Source organism: Gardnerella sp. c23Ub_4 (genome assembly GCF_055804115.1).
The window spans coordinates 1-14,548 of record NZ_JANUYO010000002.1; the positions used below are offsets into that span (position 1 = coordinate 1).

A 14,548-nucleotide genomic window follows, 5' to 3' on the forward strand; every position below is an offset into this window, starting at 1 on the left:
ACCACATTTAGAACAAACACATAAGCTGGATAAAGCGTACTTACTGGAATAAACTCTTCTTTTTTTGTTCTCCTCACCACTAAACATGTTGGCTCGTCTTACCATTTCTTCTTGAACTTTAAAGAAAATATCTCTTGGAATAATAGACGCGTGGCTATCTTTTACATAATACTGTGGTTCTGTTCCATCATTTTTTATACGAACATGGTTAATAAAATCTGTCGTGATGGTTTTTTGTAAAAGAGCATCACCAATATATTTTTCGTTTTGCAAGATGCCTTTAATATTAGATAAATTCCATTTTAAATGCCCTGCACCGTTTTTAACACCGTCTTTTTCAAGGCCCTCCGCTATATCTCTAAGACTTGCTCCTTCTAAATATTCTCTATAAATCCTTCTTACGACTTTTGCTTCCTGTTCAAGAATTACAAGATTTCCTTCATCGTCTTTTGTGTATCCTAAAAACCAGTTATGGTTGATTTGCACTTTGCCTTCCTGGTAGCGAAACTTAAGTCCAAGCTTCACATTCTGAGAAAGCGACGCGGATTCCTGTTGAGCTAAAGAAGCCATGATAGTAAGCAATAGTTCTCCACTTGCTTCCATGGTGTTGATGTTTTCTTTTTCAAAAATAATCGGAATGTTTTTGTCTTTCAACTGCCTAACAAACTTTAAACAGTCGATAGTGTTTCTCGCAAAACGGCTAATCGACTTAGTGATAACCATGTCTACTTTGCCACTCATGCAATCGTGGATCATGTCGTTGAAACCGACACGTTTTTTCGTGCTAGTTCCTGAAATACCGTCATCAGCGTAAATGCCAGCAAACTCCCAGAGAGGATTTCTTGAAATATAATCCGTATAATGCTGAACTTGCGTATCATAACTTGTTGCCTGTTCTTCACTGTCAGTACTAACACGACAATACGCTACTACTCTTAACCTCGGCTTATCTTCATGCTTATCTACCGTATTCCCCGCTATTTTTCTTGGTGGAATGATTATAACGTTGGCACTCATTTTACACCTCCTTGATTTGACTGTACGCGTATACTGCTTGACGATAAGGATCATCATATTTCTTTTCTACCTTTTCTAACTGGTAGCTTGTAATAAGCCGAATTTCCTTTATTGGCTTAGGCTCTTTATAACGATGATTCCTGATAGCATTCTCATGCCTTATTTGTTGCACTTGTCTAAACATATCCTCATCGATAATCTGAGGATAAAACTCTGTTCCTAAATACAATTTCTTGCTAAGAATTTTGCCCGTGACTGGCCAATCCCTTTTTATACCTGATTTTTTAGCAGCTTGAGAAATATTTTTAAATTCAAGATAGAAACGAAAAAACTCTCTTACTTCTTGAGCTTTTACTTCATCTATAACCGCTTTACCGTCTACTATTCTGTAACCATATGGGATGCGTGCCATGTTTCTTTCACCTCTTCTTCTAATTCCAATCCGCATTTCAAAATAAAAAGAAATCTTGTTCTGCTTTTTACCACTATGCCGTCTACAAAATCCAGAAAATCCTCATCCTTAAACTCGCTAAATACTTCTGTGACGCTTACGAACCGTTGAAGTTTTTGCACCTCGTTTAAGTGCGTTAAGTTACCGTTTAAACTGTTGGAAAGCTTAAGTTTTTCCTTAAGACAAGTATCTATTTCCGTTTTAAGCTGATTGCTTTCCAGATAGTAGGAATCCATCTCAATGTAACCACTGGCGAAAAGCTTACTGAGTACTTGCTCTTGTTCTTGCAATTTAGCTATTTTTTCTTCGAGTTCGATAACCTTGTTCAAACCGTCTTTACTATTCACGTTTCTTAAGCTTTTTATGAAAGGCGTTAATATTTGAACGTATCCTGCTTTTAACTTGTTTAACATTTGCAGGAAGGAAATTTTAAGATAACTTTCCATAACAGACTTTTGTGAACAAGCATGAATATCTTCAAGATGCGTTATACAAACCCATATGCCATACGCCTTATTATGTTGATAAATTATTCGTCTTTTACACTTGCTTCCACACTCACCACAACGAATTTTACCTGAAAACGCATAAAGCTTATTGTACTTACCACTACCACATACTATGTTATTTTCATTTCTTCTCCACGCGATAATCTCTTTTACAAGATTAAAAGTTTCATGACTGATGATAGCCTCGTGATGGTTTTCAATAACATACTGTTTTTTCTCGCCACAGTTTTTATGGCGGTTAAAATTATCGTCTGTAAATGTTTTCTGAAAAATCACATCCCCTGTGTATGTTTTATTGTTCAAAATAGCATTCACGGTAGTTGAAGACCATTTAGCTCCTCTTTTCGCAGGAATCTTTTTATCGGTCAATACTCGTGCTATTGCTTCTCCACCCATGCCGGAAAGAGCCATGTTGAAAATTTCTTTTACTACCCTGGCTTGCTCTGGAACTATAATCATTTTCTTATTCTCGTTTTTATACCCATACGCAGGGCAGGAAATGATGAAGCTTCCGTTTTCGAACCTTTTTTGAATTGCCCACATGCTGTTTTCCGAGATAGATCTTGACTCGCTTTGCGCAATAGAACTCAGGATAGAAAGCATGAGCTCTGAACTCATATGCTCGGTATCAATGTTTTCTTTCTCAAAATACAAATAAATACCAAGACCGGTAAGTTTTCTAACTATTTCAAGACAGTCAACCGTGTTTCTTGCAAGCCTACTAATAGACTTTGTAATAATCCTGTCTATCTGACCGCTCTGACAGTCTTTAAGCAGTTGTTTAAGACTTTCACGCTTACCGATTTTCGTGCCGCTAATACCCTCGTCAAAGTAAAGCCCCGCATACTCCCAGCATGGATTAGACTTAATATAGTTTTCGTAATGCTCCTTTTGCACTTCTAGACTGAGAAGCTGCTCATCACTATCACTAGAAACTCTCGCATACGCTGCAACCCGCGTCTTTTTCTTAAAACCAGTTTTTCGTATTGTAGAGTCTATTTTTATTATTTCTTTCACTATTTCCCCTCACTTTCAGCTAATACTATTCATCACTCTAAAAGCAGTGTTTATCAAGCTTTTAGCCCAATAATTCCTTGTAAAACGGGTGAAATTTTTCCCTGTTAAGACGGCTTATTTTTTCTTTTTCTTGCTCGCTGATAAGCCCTTTTTTAAAGAGTGAAGCGGTAAGTTTTTCGGCTATTTCAAAATGAAAATCCGCCTGCATACTCTCTTTTGTCCAAGCTCTGGCTTTAACATCCTTTAGCCCGTGAGCATCATTACTTATTTGCATGATGCTCACCTCCAAAACGATGCTCTATATAGCAGGCGTGGCAGCAGTATTTTCGAGTCTTATTACCGTAAGAGATAAAAGAATTTTTGCAGTTAAGACAAGTGCACTCATAGTTTGCCTGTCTTTTTACCAACTGTGTATGCTTGTTCCACCACGTGTTTCTACACGCGTCAGAGCAGAAACGTTTAACTTTTCTTCCTTTGTTTTGCTTAATTGGTTTTGAACAAGATTCACATAATGCCGTCTGTATTTTCATAGACTGGATTACGCCCAGGCTGTTACGTTTGCAGTAGCTTTTAATCGTATTAACGGAAATATCCATACGGTTTGCAATCTGCGTATAGCTAAGACCTTCATCTCTTAGTAATTTGACCTTGCGTTGTTCTTCCATATTCATAAAAAGGCCACCTCCTATGAGGTAGCCTTGGGAAAGAATAAAATCTGACGGTTTTTTTAATCTTTTTTGTAAAACTCGCACTCGTAGCCGTCAGCTCTAAGAAGTAAACCTTCTGCCCAAGGTGGTGTTCTTCCCATTAGCTCACACACGCTTTGAACACTCACGCTTTTATTGGTTTCGATAATGGCTTCATCATGCACGTGAGCAACGATTCGATATTCTTTCAGCGTTTGCATGGCGTAAAGTAGAATGTCACGAGCTATAGCTTGCGTAATGTTTTCCACGAATTTAGGCCCGTAGCTTTCCAGCCGCTCCCATTTTTTAGTAGACCCAACACCCTCATAGGTGACTGATTCGCCACCGTACTTGTTTTCTTCCACACGTGGTTTTACATAGTAAAGGCATCTTTTCGAAGGCAGTTTGATGATAAGAAACCCACTCTTGTAAGTGAACACGATGTTGTGTGTTCGAACAGATGCGTGTTCGTGTACACACTGTTTTACCGCTCTGTCCACGTCCCACCACAGTGTTGTCACCATTGGATTAGATGATCTCCACGCGTCAACAAGTGGCTGCAGCTCATCCTCTCTAAGACCCATGTCGAGTGCTCCCATGGCTTTTAACGCTCCAACAGAGCCGCCGTATCCAAGAGCGAGTTCCGCGATCTTACCTTTCTGCCGCAGGTGCCCGTTTACTCCGTGTTTTTCAACAGGTACGCCAAACATTTGAGATGCTGACGAGCAGTAAATGTCTTTACCTTCCGCGAATACTCGCATACGCCATTTTTCACCTGCAAGCCAAGCCAAGACTCTCGCTTCGATTGCTGAAAAGTCTGCGACAATAAACTTCAATCCCGTGCGTGGAATAAAAGCAGTGCGGATAAGCTGGGATAAGGTATCTGGAATATCCTCATAAAGCATTTCCAAAGCTTCAACATTTTCTTGTTTAACAAGGCTTCTAGCCTCAGCTAGATCAGGCAGATGGTTTTGTGGTAGGTTTTGTAATTGCACGAGCCTTCCTGCGAATCTTCCTGTACGGTTTGCGCCATAGAAGCGAAACATGCCACGCTCCCGATAATCCATGCAGGCAGCGTTTTTCATCGCCGTATACTTTTTCACCGAGGATTTGGCAAGCTGCTGGCGAAGCCGTAAAACTTCAGCCAACTCTTTACCTACTGTTTTAAGTTCTTTAGCGACTTCTTTTTTACCAAGCGACTCCATTTCAAGACCATGCTCTTTAAGCCAAGAGCGCATTTGTAACACTGAGTTCGGGTTTTCTAAACCTGTAATATGCTTAAGCTCACTCATGAGATGCGTTCTCACCTCTAAGTCGAGTTTTATGGCTGACTCAACGAAAAGAGAATCTATTTCAATCCCACGGTCGTTAATCTCTTGGTCGAGATAAAACTCCTGCCATAAAAAGTCTGGTACGGGAAAGCGTGAGAGCTTTTCTTGAATATTCATCTCAACTTCCACATCACGCTTGTTATACGATTTAAACTGCTCCCATTTTTCTTTATCGTGGAAATACTTGTTTCTTGTTCTTCCACCGTTTACTTTCGTAGGATTACACGGCAGGCAGAAATATTTAATAAGATTCTTACCCGAAGTGAGTTTCTGCTTATCAAGACCCAGTACTGCTCCCACGTTTTCAAGCGACATGGGAAGCCCCAGGGTGGCTGACCAGATCATTGTGCAATGCCACGAGCTTGGGTTTAAAAACAAGCCTTCACTTTTTCCTGTCTGACCGGGGTTAACATTGATGCCTTTATCTCGCAAATAGCGTGATAAGCAGACTCTTTCAAACTGAGCGTTAAACGCCCACTTGGTCACCGTTTCATCCGTTAAAGCAGAAAGCACGGTATCCGGTATGGTTTCACCTTGTGCTAAGTCAACGACCTGAACTTCACTGCCGTCCACACTGTAGCCAAAGAGCAGTATCTCAAAATCCTCTGATTCTGCGTACTTGTAAACACCACATTTTTTAAGGTCAACGGAGGAAAACGTCTCTAAATCTATACTCAAATTTTCCAAATTACATCACCTCCAAGTTAATAAAAGAGGTGACAGAAAATCTGCCACCTCCTTGACTTCCTTACTTTCTGTTCAGCATGTTTTTGACTTCGATATAAAGACTGACAAGTTTTCTTACCACGAAATCAAGAAGCAATACGCCAGCAAATATTCCAACAAACCAGCTAATCATCTTCACATGCTCCTTAGGCTAGAAAGTCATCATCTTCTAAAGTCGTAAAATCATCGGTTGCGAGGCTACGTCCGCCGAGCGGCTCACCGTCTCGGATCTTTTGAATATTGCCAAGACCGCAAGCAACTCCCTTATTACCGTTAGAGTTAAAAGCGTAAAAGTTGATGGAAACCCTCGCATAGCAGCCTGAATACACTTCACTGCGATCCATGATTGGTTTTACCTGCTTGTCTACAATCTGCGGAGCCGTGGTTGAGTTCGCGTTAATAAAGTAATGTCCTTTATACGCTTCATCATCACGCTCAATATCCCCATCCCTGAGCGGGAGTTTAATTGCTTGCTTGTTTGGTTTCTTACCACCAAACTTGCCGACACCTTCCTCAATCGCAGCATCAATAGCTTTCTCAATAGCGTTTACTGTTTCAACATCATCTTTAGGGATAAGCAGTGAAACACTATATTTTTCAGGGCCGCCGTTAATAGACTTTGGCTCCCAACCATTGAAATAAGAAAGACGCGTGTTCTTACCGGTGATAACCTTCGTGTTATTTAATTTAGACATAATACTAATTCTCCTTTTTGAATTCTTGATTTACATTTGTTACATTGACTTTTGCCCGCTTATCCGACTCCGGCACGAGCGTAAGTTTTCCGGACGGTTTGATAATGAGGTCGCCCAGAATATCCTCAAATTTTTTCTTGCCCATCAGCTTTTGCATTTCCGTTAAACCAATAAGACTAGTTTTGAAAATGTTGGTAAAGCCTGCGGCTTTCGCTTTCTCAATAACCGCTGTCTCATCCTTAAACTTGCGAACTGATCTGCCTTCCACGAGTTTGAAACCAGACCACTCTTTACCATGGTTAATAGCGGAATCTGTGGCGTACGCTAAAACATCATCAGCCCATTTCGTTAACTGTGGGATAAGCGTGAGCACTTCTTCAATCTCACTATCCGTTAAAACAGATGGCTCTTTGAACTCAAGTTCTGCAAGTTTTAGATTTTCCTCGGCACGCTTTCTGCATACTGCTTTTGCCCTGCAAAACCTGCACCAGTCACCGGCTTCAAATTCGCCTTCACCTTTAATAGCAAGCTCTGCTTTAGGTTTAAGCACGCTTTCAGCCCAAGAGATAAGCTCCGCGACAGGTAGCGTAAAAGTGGATACGTTGTCACGTCTTGGCTGAAAAATACTCATCTCAACGCTTTGTATCTCATACAAGCTGTCGAAAAGCGTTAAAGCTCCAAGCGCGTAGCATTTCATCTGAGGATTCTCGTAAGCGTCCACCAGCACGCCTTGACCGTACTTAAAGTCGATAACCTGCAGCGTTTTTTCGCCTACAATAATGCAGTCCGCTGTACCAAACCCGTCCGGCACGTAAGCTGAAAAATCAACTTTCTGCTCGATGAGAAGAATCGGATCAGCACAAGCATGCTTTGCCTGCTCGTATTTTTCCATTACGAAATCCACGTAAGCATCCGAGCATTCCTGCATCTCGTTTGAGTCATACTCGGTTGACGGTTTTTCGCACGGACGGTTAAGAAGCTTATTTAGCTTGTACTCACACCACGCGTGTGCCGCCGTTCCTTCCTCAGCCGCTGCAGAAGTAGTATTTTCAAACTTTTCTTCTAAAACAGCACTCGGAGTACACTTAATCCACCTGTGAGCAGAAGATGGGGAAAGTAAAGCATGCTTAGTCACCTTTAATTCCCTCCGCTTCATGCAATAGACTCTCATACTCGCTTTCAGGAACATCCGAGAGCTTTTGCGCACCGTGCTTAACGATGAGTTTTTTCACCTCAGCTGTCTTTCCCAGCTGGCTAAGCTTTGCTAAAACCGCTCGCACCTGTTCAAGACTTACCTTTTTAGTTTCAGGTACTTGTTTTGGTGACGTCTTATGTGTTGTTTCACCTTCGATCTCTTTCAGGTGACAAATCAGTGATTCAAGATCGCCAATTATCTTTTTTACTGTGTTTTCGTTCATTCTTATTCACCTTTCTTGTTTTGAACCACGACTTCATCGATTCTGTTACTTGGAATAAAGACCATGATGTCTTCTTTCTTTCCGAGGAAGAATCGGATGATTTTTTCTCTCAGCCCGATAGGTTTACAACTTGCAAGCCCATCTTCTTTAGGCTTTTTTGAAACACTTACGACAAGTTTTTGTTTCATATGCCGCCTCCTTTCTAAAAGGACTTTGTGTCCTTCTATGGGGTAGCCTTGGGAAAGGTGATAATCTGACGGTTTTTCTAAAAAGTTTTCAAAAATAAAAAAGCCCGAGGATTGCTCCAATGCAGGAACAAGCCTCGGGCTTTACAAGTTTCAAACTGTTTTACAAGAGTTCGTTTACTCGTTTTTGTACCGTATCATAATCGTATCCTGCTTGAGTTAGACGCTGTTTTCGCATGCTACCGTTACCCCAAGTGCCTCGGATTACTTCACGTGCAATCTCATCAACCGACTTTCTATAGGCTTTAACACCAAGAAGTTCATTAACTTTATTTTGCACGCTCGTATAATCGTATCCTGCTTGAGTTAAACGGTTTTTACGCTCATTTCCGTTACCCCAATCACCGTTAATAACTTCTCGCGCCACCTCATCAATACTTGATGTTTGAGGAACAGTGTAAGAACCACCGTTTTTATATCCGTTTAGACCGGCGTTTTTAATCACGCTTGGATAATCCACGTAAGCATAATCCATGTCAACTCTGCCGGATATTCCATTCACGCTGCCACTTGACGAGTATTGCCAAAGACCATATGAGCCTTGATAATCACAGTGCGTGTTCCACTGTGCGATCCACAAAGCGTAACGGTCTCTAACATGAGAAGACACAAGATTATTAGCTACTGAAAGCGAGGTGTAAAAACCTGCATAATACCCGTAAGTTTCAAGCTTATTACAAAAACTTGTAATCAAAGAATCGCAGAAAGCTCGTCCACGGTTAAGCTGGCTTTTTTCTTCCAAATCAAAGTAAATAGGATACTCAAAACTCTTACCTGAAAGTATGTTCACGCAGCTTTGAGCCTCTTCAGACGCTTCGCCTGCAGAGCTTGCGTACGAATACCAGTAGGCTCCAACATCAAGACCGGCTGTTTTTGCTTTACGATAGTTTTCCTCAAACCACTTGTCTTTGTGTCCGATACCGTATCCGGCTCGAATGATCACAAACTCAACGCCGGATGCTTTCACCATGTTGAAATCAATGTCACCCTGCCATACTGATACGTCTATTCCTCTTTTACTCATGAGTATTGTCCTTTCTGTCTTTGTCGTGTAATTGTTCTAAAACGTTTTTTAATTTCTCAGGCACGGGAAGCCCCAGGTGAGCCGCGTTTTCAATGAGTGAAAGTCCTTCGTTAGATAGGTAGAAGAAAATTACTGCGGTTCTAATCACGCTTCCTTGCTTAATAACCTGAAAATCTATAATGTTTGCTATGCCAACAAGCATAAAAATGAGCACCTTTCTAAAGATGCCCTTAAAACCCACGCTGCTTGAAAGCTTTTTATCAACTGCCGCACACATCACGCCTGTGATGTAATCAGTTACCACAAATAAAAGAAGTGCGAGGATTAAACCATCGCACCCACCTAAAAAGTATCCCAGCCAGCCGCCTACTACTGTGAAAGCCAGCTGTAGTGTATTCCAAAATTCTTTCATTCTACCGCCTCCTTAATAAGATCAGTTACATCTTCTACCTGCATAAACGTAATAATTACCGGTATTTCGTTTGAAGGTTTATCCCCATAACAGTAAATCCTCCAATCACTGCCGATTGCCATAGTTAGTTTGCAAACCTCCTTAATATCTCCCGTGCCATAAAACCTCATAGACGGAAGTCTTTCAAAGTCGATTTTTATATCAAGTGCTACATTCTGTTCCTGTGCATTGTTGGGGTACTGTTCTTTATGTGGCTTGTAATATTTTTCGTAAAAAAAGCCATACACATAACCATCTAGTACTTCCTGCCAAGAATCAGGTGTAATAACCCATTTGAACTGCCGAGGAAGCTTAGGCATGTCCTGATGTATCAGCAGCTTTGTTACGAAATCCACGTATTCACGGTTAACGATTTCTTTTCCTCTGGTGTCCGGTATATAGTTTGGTGTTTGAACAGTCGGTTTTCCCGTAAAAGCAGGACTGTCCAGTGTGGCAAATTTTCCTTTCAATTTTTCTATCAGCCTAAGTAAACCTTCTTTGCCTAAAAACTTATCTGCCATAAGCTTCACCTACACAAACAGTGCATCGATTTCTTCATTGCTGATGCTTTTAACATCTTCTTTTTTCACATAGTCACTTAAATCAACTGATGTTGTACCGATTTTTTCAAACCTGTCGTTTACATAAATGCACTCATCATACGCATCGTTTTCGCCCTTGTTATCGCTTATAAGATAGATTGTTGCCTTATCACCTGTCTGAGGCAGGCTATCAACCACCTTAAAATCAATTGATTGAATGTTGCCGACAAGATGCTTTACCTCTTCAGTAAGGTCTGTCTTTTTCACATAATTCGCTGCGTCTTCCAGCTGTTCTACTTTTGTCGGTAATGCGCTTGTTTTCGCATACGCGTCAATGCCTTGAAGATTTTCTACGTTTGTCACGATGTCGGTTTTCTTCGCGTATTCTGACGCATCTGTCAGGTTTTCCACCTTGGTTGGCAGTGAAGATACTTGTGCATAGTTTGCCGCATCACTTAAATCCGCAACTTTCTTCGGCACTGTTTCCAAGGCTTTTGTCAGCTCTTCTTTTTTCACAAAGCTTTCCTTGATTTTCTTCCAAACGTATAAAAGTCCGTTGTTGTCTAAAAATTTGGTTTGCATAATAATTTCCTTCCTTATTTAAGTAGTTCTTCGAGTTCAATATTGCTGATAGAGCAAAGTCCCAGCTCTAAAAGCGTTTTATTGCCTATAAGCTTTACTTGGTTAATTTTCGGCAGGTTAGTAAGACTGTTGTAATCCGTTGTTTCTCCGCCTGTTACTTTTATGATGCTTTCAAAAGATGCGCTCATATCTGTATTGTGTTTAAAACTTGCCTGTAGTTCTGCCATTAAATCTCACCGTCCTTTACTATTTCTTCAGCTGTTGTTCGTATCAGATTTGAAGCGATAGCCGTGTTGTCGGGAAACTTGGCTCTGATTTGAATCGTGACAATACCGTCTTGAAACAAAAGTGTTTCTTTCTGCGTGAGATTGACTGTTACAAGCGTCTTTTTAACACTCACATCCTCTAAGCTTTTTTCTAAAACAACTTTTCCGTTTTGCTTATAGCTAACAAAAAGGACAGATGCGTTTTCTAAATCCACATCTGTCCTGAACACGTTTGTAGGTGTTGTTCCTCTATACATAAGGCTTTCCTCCTTATGGTTTTTCTTCTTTTTCTGCTTTAAGTTTTAGGATTTCCTCGTTTAGTTTTTCTAACTGTTCTTCGTAATACTTGGTGTTTTCCTCACTAAAAGCAACATGTTCCATCGTGTTTTCAGCTATCACCGCTGAGCGTATGTCAGCTAAAATTGATGCGATTATGCCTTCAACCATGTAGGTCGGGATAGGGATACTTTTTTGCAAAGACACTATCTCATCGCTTAACTTCGCTCTAAACTTTTGTGTAGCTATCGCATAGTTAATGGTCGGCTTTTCCATCTTCCACCTCCTTTTCTTCGATTAGAATATCCAGTTTCCGATTGATGTCTTCTATCATCTTTGCGTACTTACTGTTGCTGATAAACTGCTCTAGTTCCATACTCTCATCAACAGTTTTAGCGACTTTTATGTCACTGTTTTTAGTACCTTCGTTTATCACAACCTCGTTTGTGTTAATAATAAGTTCTGCCATATTCATCTCCTTAGTTGTAGAAAGTCAAGTCCATGAGGATACCGTTTTTAAATACCATGCGCCCGTTTTCACCCCATCTTCTTACTTTGCCGTACTCATCCACATCAAGTACCTGCACATAATGAATGGTGGCCGTAGTTCCAAAGCCTCCTTCCCACTGAGGGTTTATAACCTTGAAACCGTGGGCATAAAAGTTGCAACCTAAATGCAAGCCGTACTCGTTATATATACTGCCTGAGCGTGAAAAACAAAGCATCGTATTATACGAATTAGAATAGGATGATTCTTTTTGCGCGAAAGCCATATACTTTCCTTCAGGAGAGAGGTCAAACACGAGCCCTTTATGGGAGTCGTCTTTATTCCACTGATTCGTTCCGATTTTTCCCACATAGTAGCCGTCACGATAAAAATGGTTACCGTTTTGATCAAATACGGCACGCTTACTATCAGAATCAATCGACCCGTTGTAAAGACCTATTTGCCCTGCAGTGATTTGAACATAGTTGCTTGACTCGTTAAATCCAATCAGAAAACTGTTGTAGTTTTGTCGCATAAACGAACCGAACTCACCCTTTTTCACCATGGAAGTAATCGAGCCTTCAACAATAGAAACTTTAGATATAGCTCTGTCAGCTGTATCTTTAGCAGCCTGAATGTCTTTGTCACTAACTCTAACCCAGTCAAACTCCAGATAGCTGTCAAGACTCTCATTTGACGTATACCGCCAGAGTTTTCTCGTATTATCCTGATACGGATCATGCTCTGACTCAGGATAATTGCTGCCTGACAGATCTATTATGTTTCCGGCATCGTTAGGTAAAACCGCTAAACTATCTTGAACTTCTTGCCTTGAACTGCTTTTTCTTATCGCATCAATCTTAAAACCGTAATAATCATGACTGGAGCCGTCACTTCTAAAATAAAGCCAAAACGTATTACTCGGTACAAAGATTCTTTTATCTGCTATGTCCACACCGCCAAGTTTCGGTAAAACGTGAATCTTACCCTCAGACTCATAGAAAACTTCCACCCAATCATAGTTTGCGCTTTCCGTACGGCAATTACCGTTAAACTTAACCTCTAAACAGTCTCTTCTAACCCGATACCTGTAAGCGTAACCTGTTTGAGTATCGAAGAAAAAATCTCCCACATGATTTAACTTCTCACTTCTGCTTGTCCAAGAGTTAGCCGGAGCATTAGAAGAGTAGGGAGTATACGTGCCGTAATAGTTACCGTTTTTCTGCTCCAGTTTCTGATTAACTGTTTCAACACTTGACTCAATCTTTCGATCAGTTACAGAAAACTTGGTGTTAACCTCGTTTATCGTATAGTAGCTTTTAAGCTTCTCATCACTATCAGAAATAGCTTCCTGTTTTGCGTTACTAATCTGCTTTTCCACCTGCGAAGTGTACGAAACTGAAAGTTTCTCAGCATCAATCGAATGTCCGATAATCCTGTCACCATACACCATGCCGTCAAGAGTCATCGCGGTATTGTAAGGTCCTGCAAAACCGTTATGGCTTCCGCCGATCCCGTTCATATTAACCTGTAATACTTTCGTAGCAGTATTCTTATCAGGCGTATCCATATAAAGGTCTCTTAACCATCTGCCTGAATCATCATATTCTGTTACCTTGTAGCCGCCTGAGGTGATGTTCATCTGTGCTTTAATATTGTTGATTTCACTTTGCACACGCTCGTTATCTATTTTTCTTGTTGCAAGGCTTTCTTCACGTAGACTTTGAACAGAATTATGTGAGCTTTGCACGTAGCTTCGCCTGGTTTGACTGCCCAGAACGATTTTCATCTCACCGGGTTTTTGCAATGGAATAGACTGTCTCATCACGGGAAATATCCTGTCCATGCCAAAAGGCGATGCTATGCACCTTAATCTGTCTCCACACTCAATAGTTTCAAAATCAAGGTCAAACTCGGATAAGTCAACCGCGCTTAAGTTAAGCTCTGTCTGTTCGAACTGATTATCTTTAAGCCAAAGAGAGGCTTTACGTAACAGGTTTTCAGGAACACTCACATCATCCCATCTAACGACTTTACAAACCCAGCCAAACGCAGTCTTTGCCTGAGTGGAAACAAGATAATTTTTCCCGTTATTAACGCTTGTAATATCAGTGTATTTTTTAAGAACCTCGTTTTTACTGTTTTCACTTTCCAGTTCTTTGCCTAAAGGGATAATCGCTGTAGAAACATCTTCTGCCGATAAGTTTTCAGTATAATCAAGCATATTAAGACCAAACTCAACCGGCTGTTTCGCCATTTTACCCATTTCTTCCAAGCGAAGATAATCAAGGTACAGCCCGTCTTTTTCTCGTCTTAGCTTTAAGTATCCGCCCAGCTTATCAACCATTTTTCCCATAATCGCTTCAAGCGTTGTCTCAAAATTGGTGAACCTGTACAGGGAATTATTGGGATCTGTCACGCTGACTTTTCCGATATGAATCTTCTTCCTGTCATCCACCTGCTCGTTATGAATGTTTAGGAATTTTTCCAACAGTTGGTAAGGTGTGTGATCATGATATTCTCTCTGCGGCTGAATACTGTCTGCAAGATACGTTAAAAGACCTACACATACTACTTTCTTGTTTTGGTTTAAGTCTTTCTCCTGTTCTCTTACCTCTCCTGTAAAAATTTCTTTCTCACCGCGATACACGCTCACTACTGATTTTCTGTTAAAAAACTTCTCATAGCAGGGATTTTCTTTCGGACACGTAAACACGAGCGTGCCTGCAGTGTTAAGTTCCACGTTAAGCGTCGCGTCAAGAAGAACATTCTTAGTGTCCCCCGGATAATACAAGGCTGTTTCATCAAGAGTTATTCTGTACAAT

General features: G+C 40.7%; 19 protein-coding genes. All 19 read right to left on the reverse strand.

Annotation, left to right across the window (positions count from 1 at the left end):
* The coding region (locus NYP67_RS04550; protein ID WP_473411224.1) for a recombinase family protein at nt 1–1,017 on the reverse strand (1,017 nt) is incomplete at its 3' end.
* Nucleotide 1,018: 1 nt separating this feature from the next.
* Nucleotides 1,019–1,429, reverse strand: coding sequence for a serine integrase family protein (locus tag NYP67_RS04555; RefSeq protein ID WP_004125819.1), 411 nt, complete (start codon nt 1,427–1,429; stop codon nt 1,019–1,021).
* Nucleotides 1,399–2,994: a recombinase family protein gene (locus NYP67_RS04560; RefSeq protein WP_102703084.1), complete on the reverse strand. Its 1,596-nt coding sequence runs from the start codon at nt 2,992–2,994 to the stop codon at nt 1,399–1,401. Before NYP67_RS04560 ends, NYP67_RS04555 begins: the two co-directional genes overlap by 31 nt.
* A 61-nt stretch (nt 2,995–3,055) precedes the next feature.
* On the reverse strand, nt 3,056–3,268 hold the full coding sequence (locus tag NYP67_RS04565; protein ID WP_102703083.1) for an SHOCT domain-containing protein: 213 nt from the start codon (nt 3,266–3,268) through the stop codon (nt 3,056–3,058).
* Nucleotides 3,255–3,665, reverse strand: a complete 411-nt coding sequence (locus NYP67_RS04570; protein WP_102703082.1) for an RNA polymerase sigma factor — start codon at nt 3,663–3,665, stop codon at nt 3,255–3,257. The genes NYP67_RS04565 and NYP67_RS04570 overlap by 14 nt, the downstream gene beginning before the upstream one ends.
* A gap of 56 nt (nt 3,666–3,721) precedes the next feature.
* Complete coding sequence (locus NYP67_RS04575; RefSeq protein WP_473411225.1) at nt 3,722–5,698, reverse strand: DNA polymerase; 1,977 nt, start codon at nt 5,696–5,698, stop codon at nt 3,722–3,724.
* Nucleotides 5,699–5,883: 185 nt separating this feature from the next.
* Nucleotides 5,884–6,432: a DUF2815 family protein gene (locus NYP67_RS04580; protein ID WP_020757304.1), complete on the reverse strand. Its 549-nt coding sequence runs from the start codon at nt 6,430–6,432 to the stop codon at nt 5,884–5,886.
* A gap of 4 nt (nt 6,433–6,436) precedes the next feature.
* On the reverse strand, nt 6,437–7,567 hold the full coding sequence (locus tag NYP67_RS04585; protein WP_473411226.1) for a DUF2800 domain-containing protein: 1,131 nt from the start codon (nt 7,565–7,567) through the stop codon (nt 6,437–6,439).
* Nucleotides 7,560–7,850: a hypothetical protein gene (locus NYP67_RS04590; RefSeq protein WP_473411227.1), complete on the reverse strand. Its 291-nt coding sequence runs from the start codon at nt 7,848–7,850 to the stop codon at nt 7,560–7,562. Before NYP67_RS04590 ends, NYP67_RS04585 begins: the two co-directional genes overlap by 8 nt.
* A 2-nt stretch (nt 7,851–7,852) precedes the next feature.
* On the reverse strand, nt 7,853–8,038 hold the full coding sequence (locus tag NYP67_RS04595; RefSeq protein ID WP_020757758.1) for a hypothetical protein: 186 nt from the start codon (nt 8,036–8,038) through the stop codon (nt 7,853–7,855).
* Between the two features lie 160 nt (nt 8,039–8,198).
* On the reverse strand, nt 8,199–9,119 hold the full coding sequence (locus NYP67_RS04600) for a GH25 family lysozyme (RefSeq protein ID WP_473411228.1): 921 nt from the start codon (nt 9,117–9,119) through the stop codon (nt 8,199–8,201).
* Nucleotides 9,112–9,531 (reverse strand): phage holin family protein, encoded by a 420-nt coding sequence (locus NYP67_RS04605; protein WP_103013457.1) that lies wholly within the window; start codon nt 9,529–9,531, stop codon nt 9,112–9,114. The genes NYP67_RS04600 and NYP67_RS04605 overlap by 8 nt, the downstream gene beginning before the upstream one ends.
* Complete coding sequence (locus NYP67_RS04610) at nt 9,528–10,091, reverse strand: hypothetical protein (RefSeq protein ID WP_473411229.1); 564 nt, start codon at nt 10,089–10,091, stop codon at nt 9,528–9,530. The genes NYP67_RS04605 and NYP67_RS04610 overlap by 4 nt, the downstream gene beginning before the upstream one ends.
* Nucleotides 10,092–10,100: 9 nt before the next feature.
* Complete coding sequence (locus NYP67_RS04615; RefSeq protein ID WP_473411230.1) at nt 10,101–10,694, reverse strand: hypothetical protein; 594 nt, start codon at nt 10,692–10,694, stop codon at nt 10,101–10,103.
* A 14-nt stretch (nt 10,695–10,708) separates the two neighbouring features.
* Nucleotides 10,709–10,921: a hypothetical protein gene (locus NYP67_RS04620; protein ID WP_473411231.1), complete on the reverse strand. Its 213-nt coding sequence runs from the start codon at nt 10,919–10,921 to the stop codon at nt 10,709–10,711.
* Nucleotides 10,921–11,217, reverse strand: a complete 297-nt coding sequence (locus NYP67_RS04625) for a hypothetical protein (RefSeq protein ID WP_020757764.1) — start codon at nt 11,215–11,217, stop codon at nt 10,921–10,923. The genes NYP67_RS04620 and NYP67_RS04625 overlap by 1 nt, the downstream gene beginning before the upstream one ends.
* Nucleotides 11,218–11,230: 13 nt before the next feature.
* Nucleotides 11,231–11,512, reverse strand: coding sequence for a hypothetical protein (locus NYP67_RS04630; RefSeq protein WP_020757765.1), 282 nt, complete (start codon nt 11,510–11,512; stop codon nt 11,231–11,233).
* Nucleotides 11,493–11,705: a hypothetical protein gene (locus tag NYP67_RS04635; RefSeq protein WP_231108436.1), complete on the reverse strand. Its 213-nt coding sequence runs from the start codon at nt 11,703–11,705 to the stop codon at nt 11,493–11,495. The genes NYP67_RS04630 and NYP67_RS04635 overlap by 20 nt, the downstream gene beginning before the upstream one ends.
* A 10-nt stretch (nt 11,706–11,715) precedes the next feature.
* Complete coding sequence (locus NYP67_RS04640) at nt 11,716–14,547, reverse strand: phage tail protein (RefSeq protein ID WP_473411232.1); 2,832 nt, start codon at nt 14,545–14,547, stop codon at nt 11,716–11,718.
* Nucleotide 14,548 lies beyond the last annotated feature (1 nt).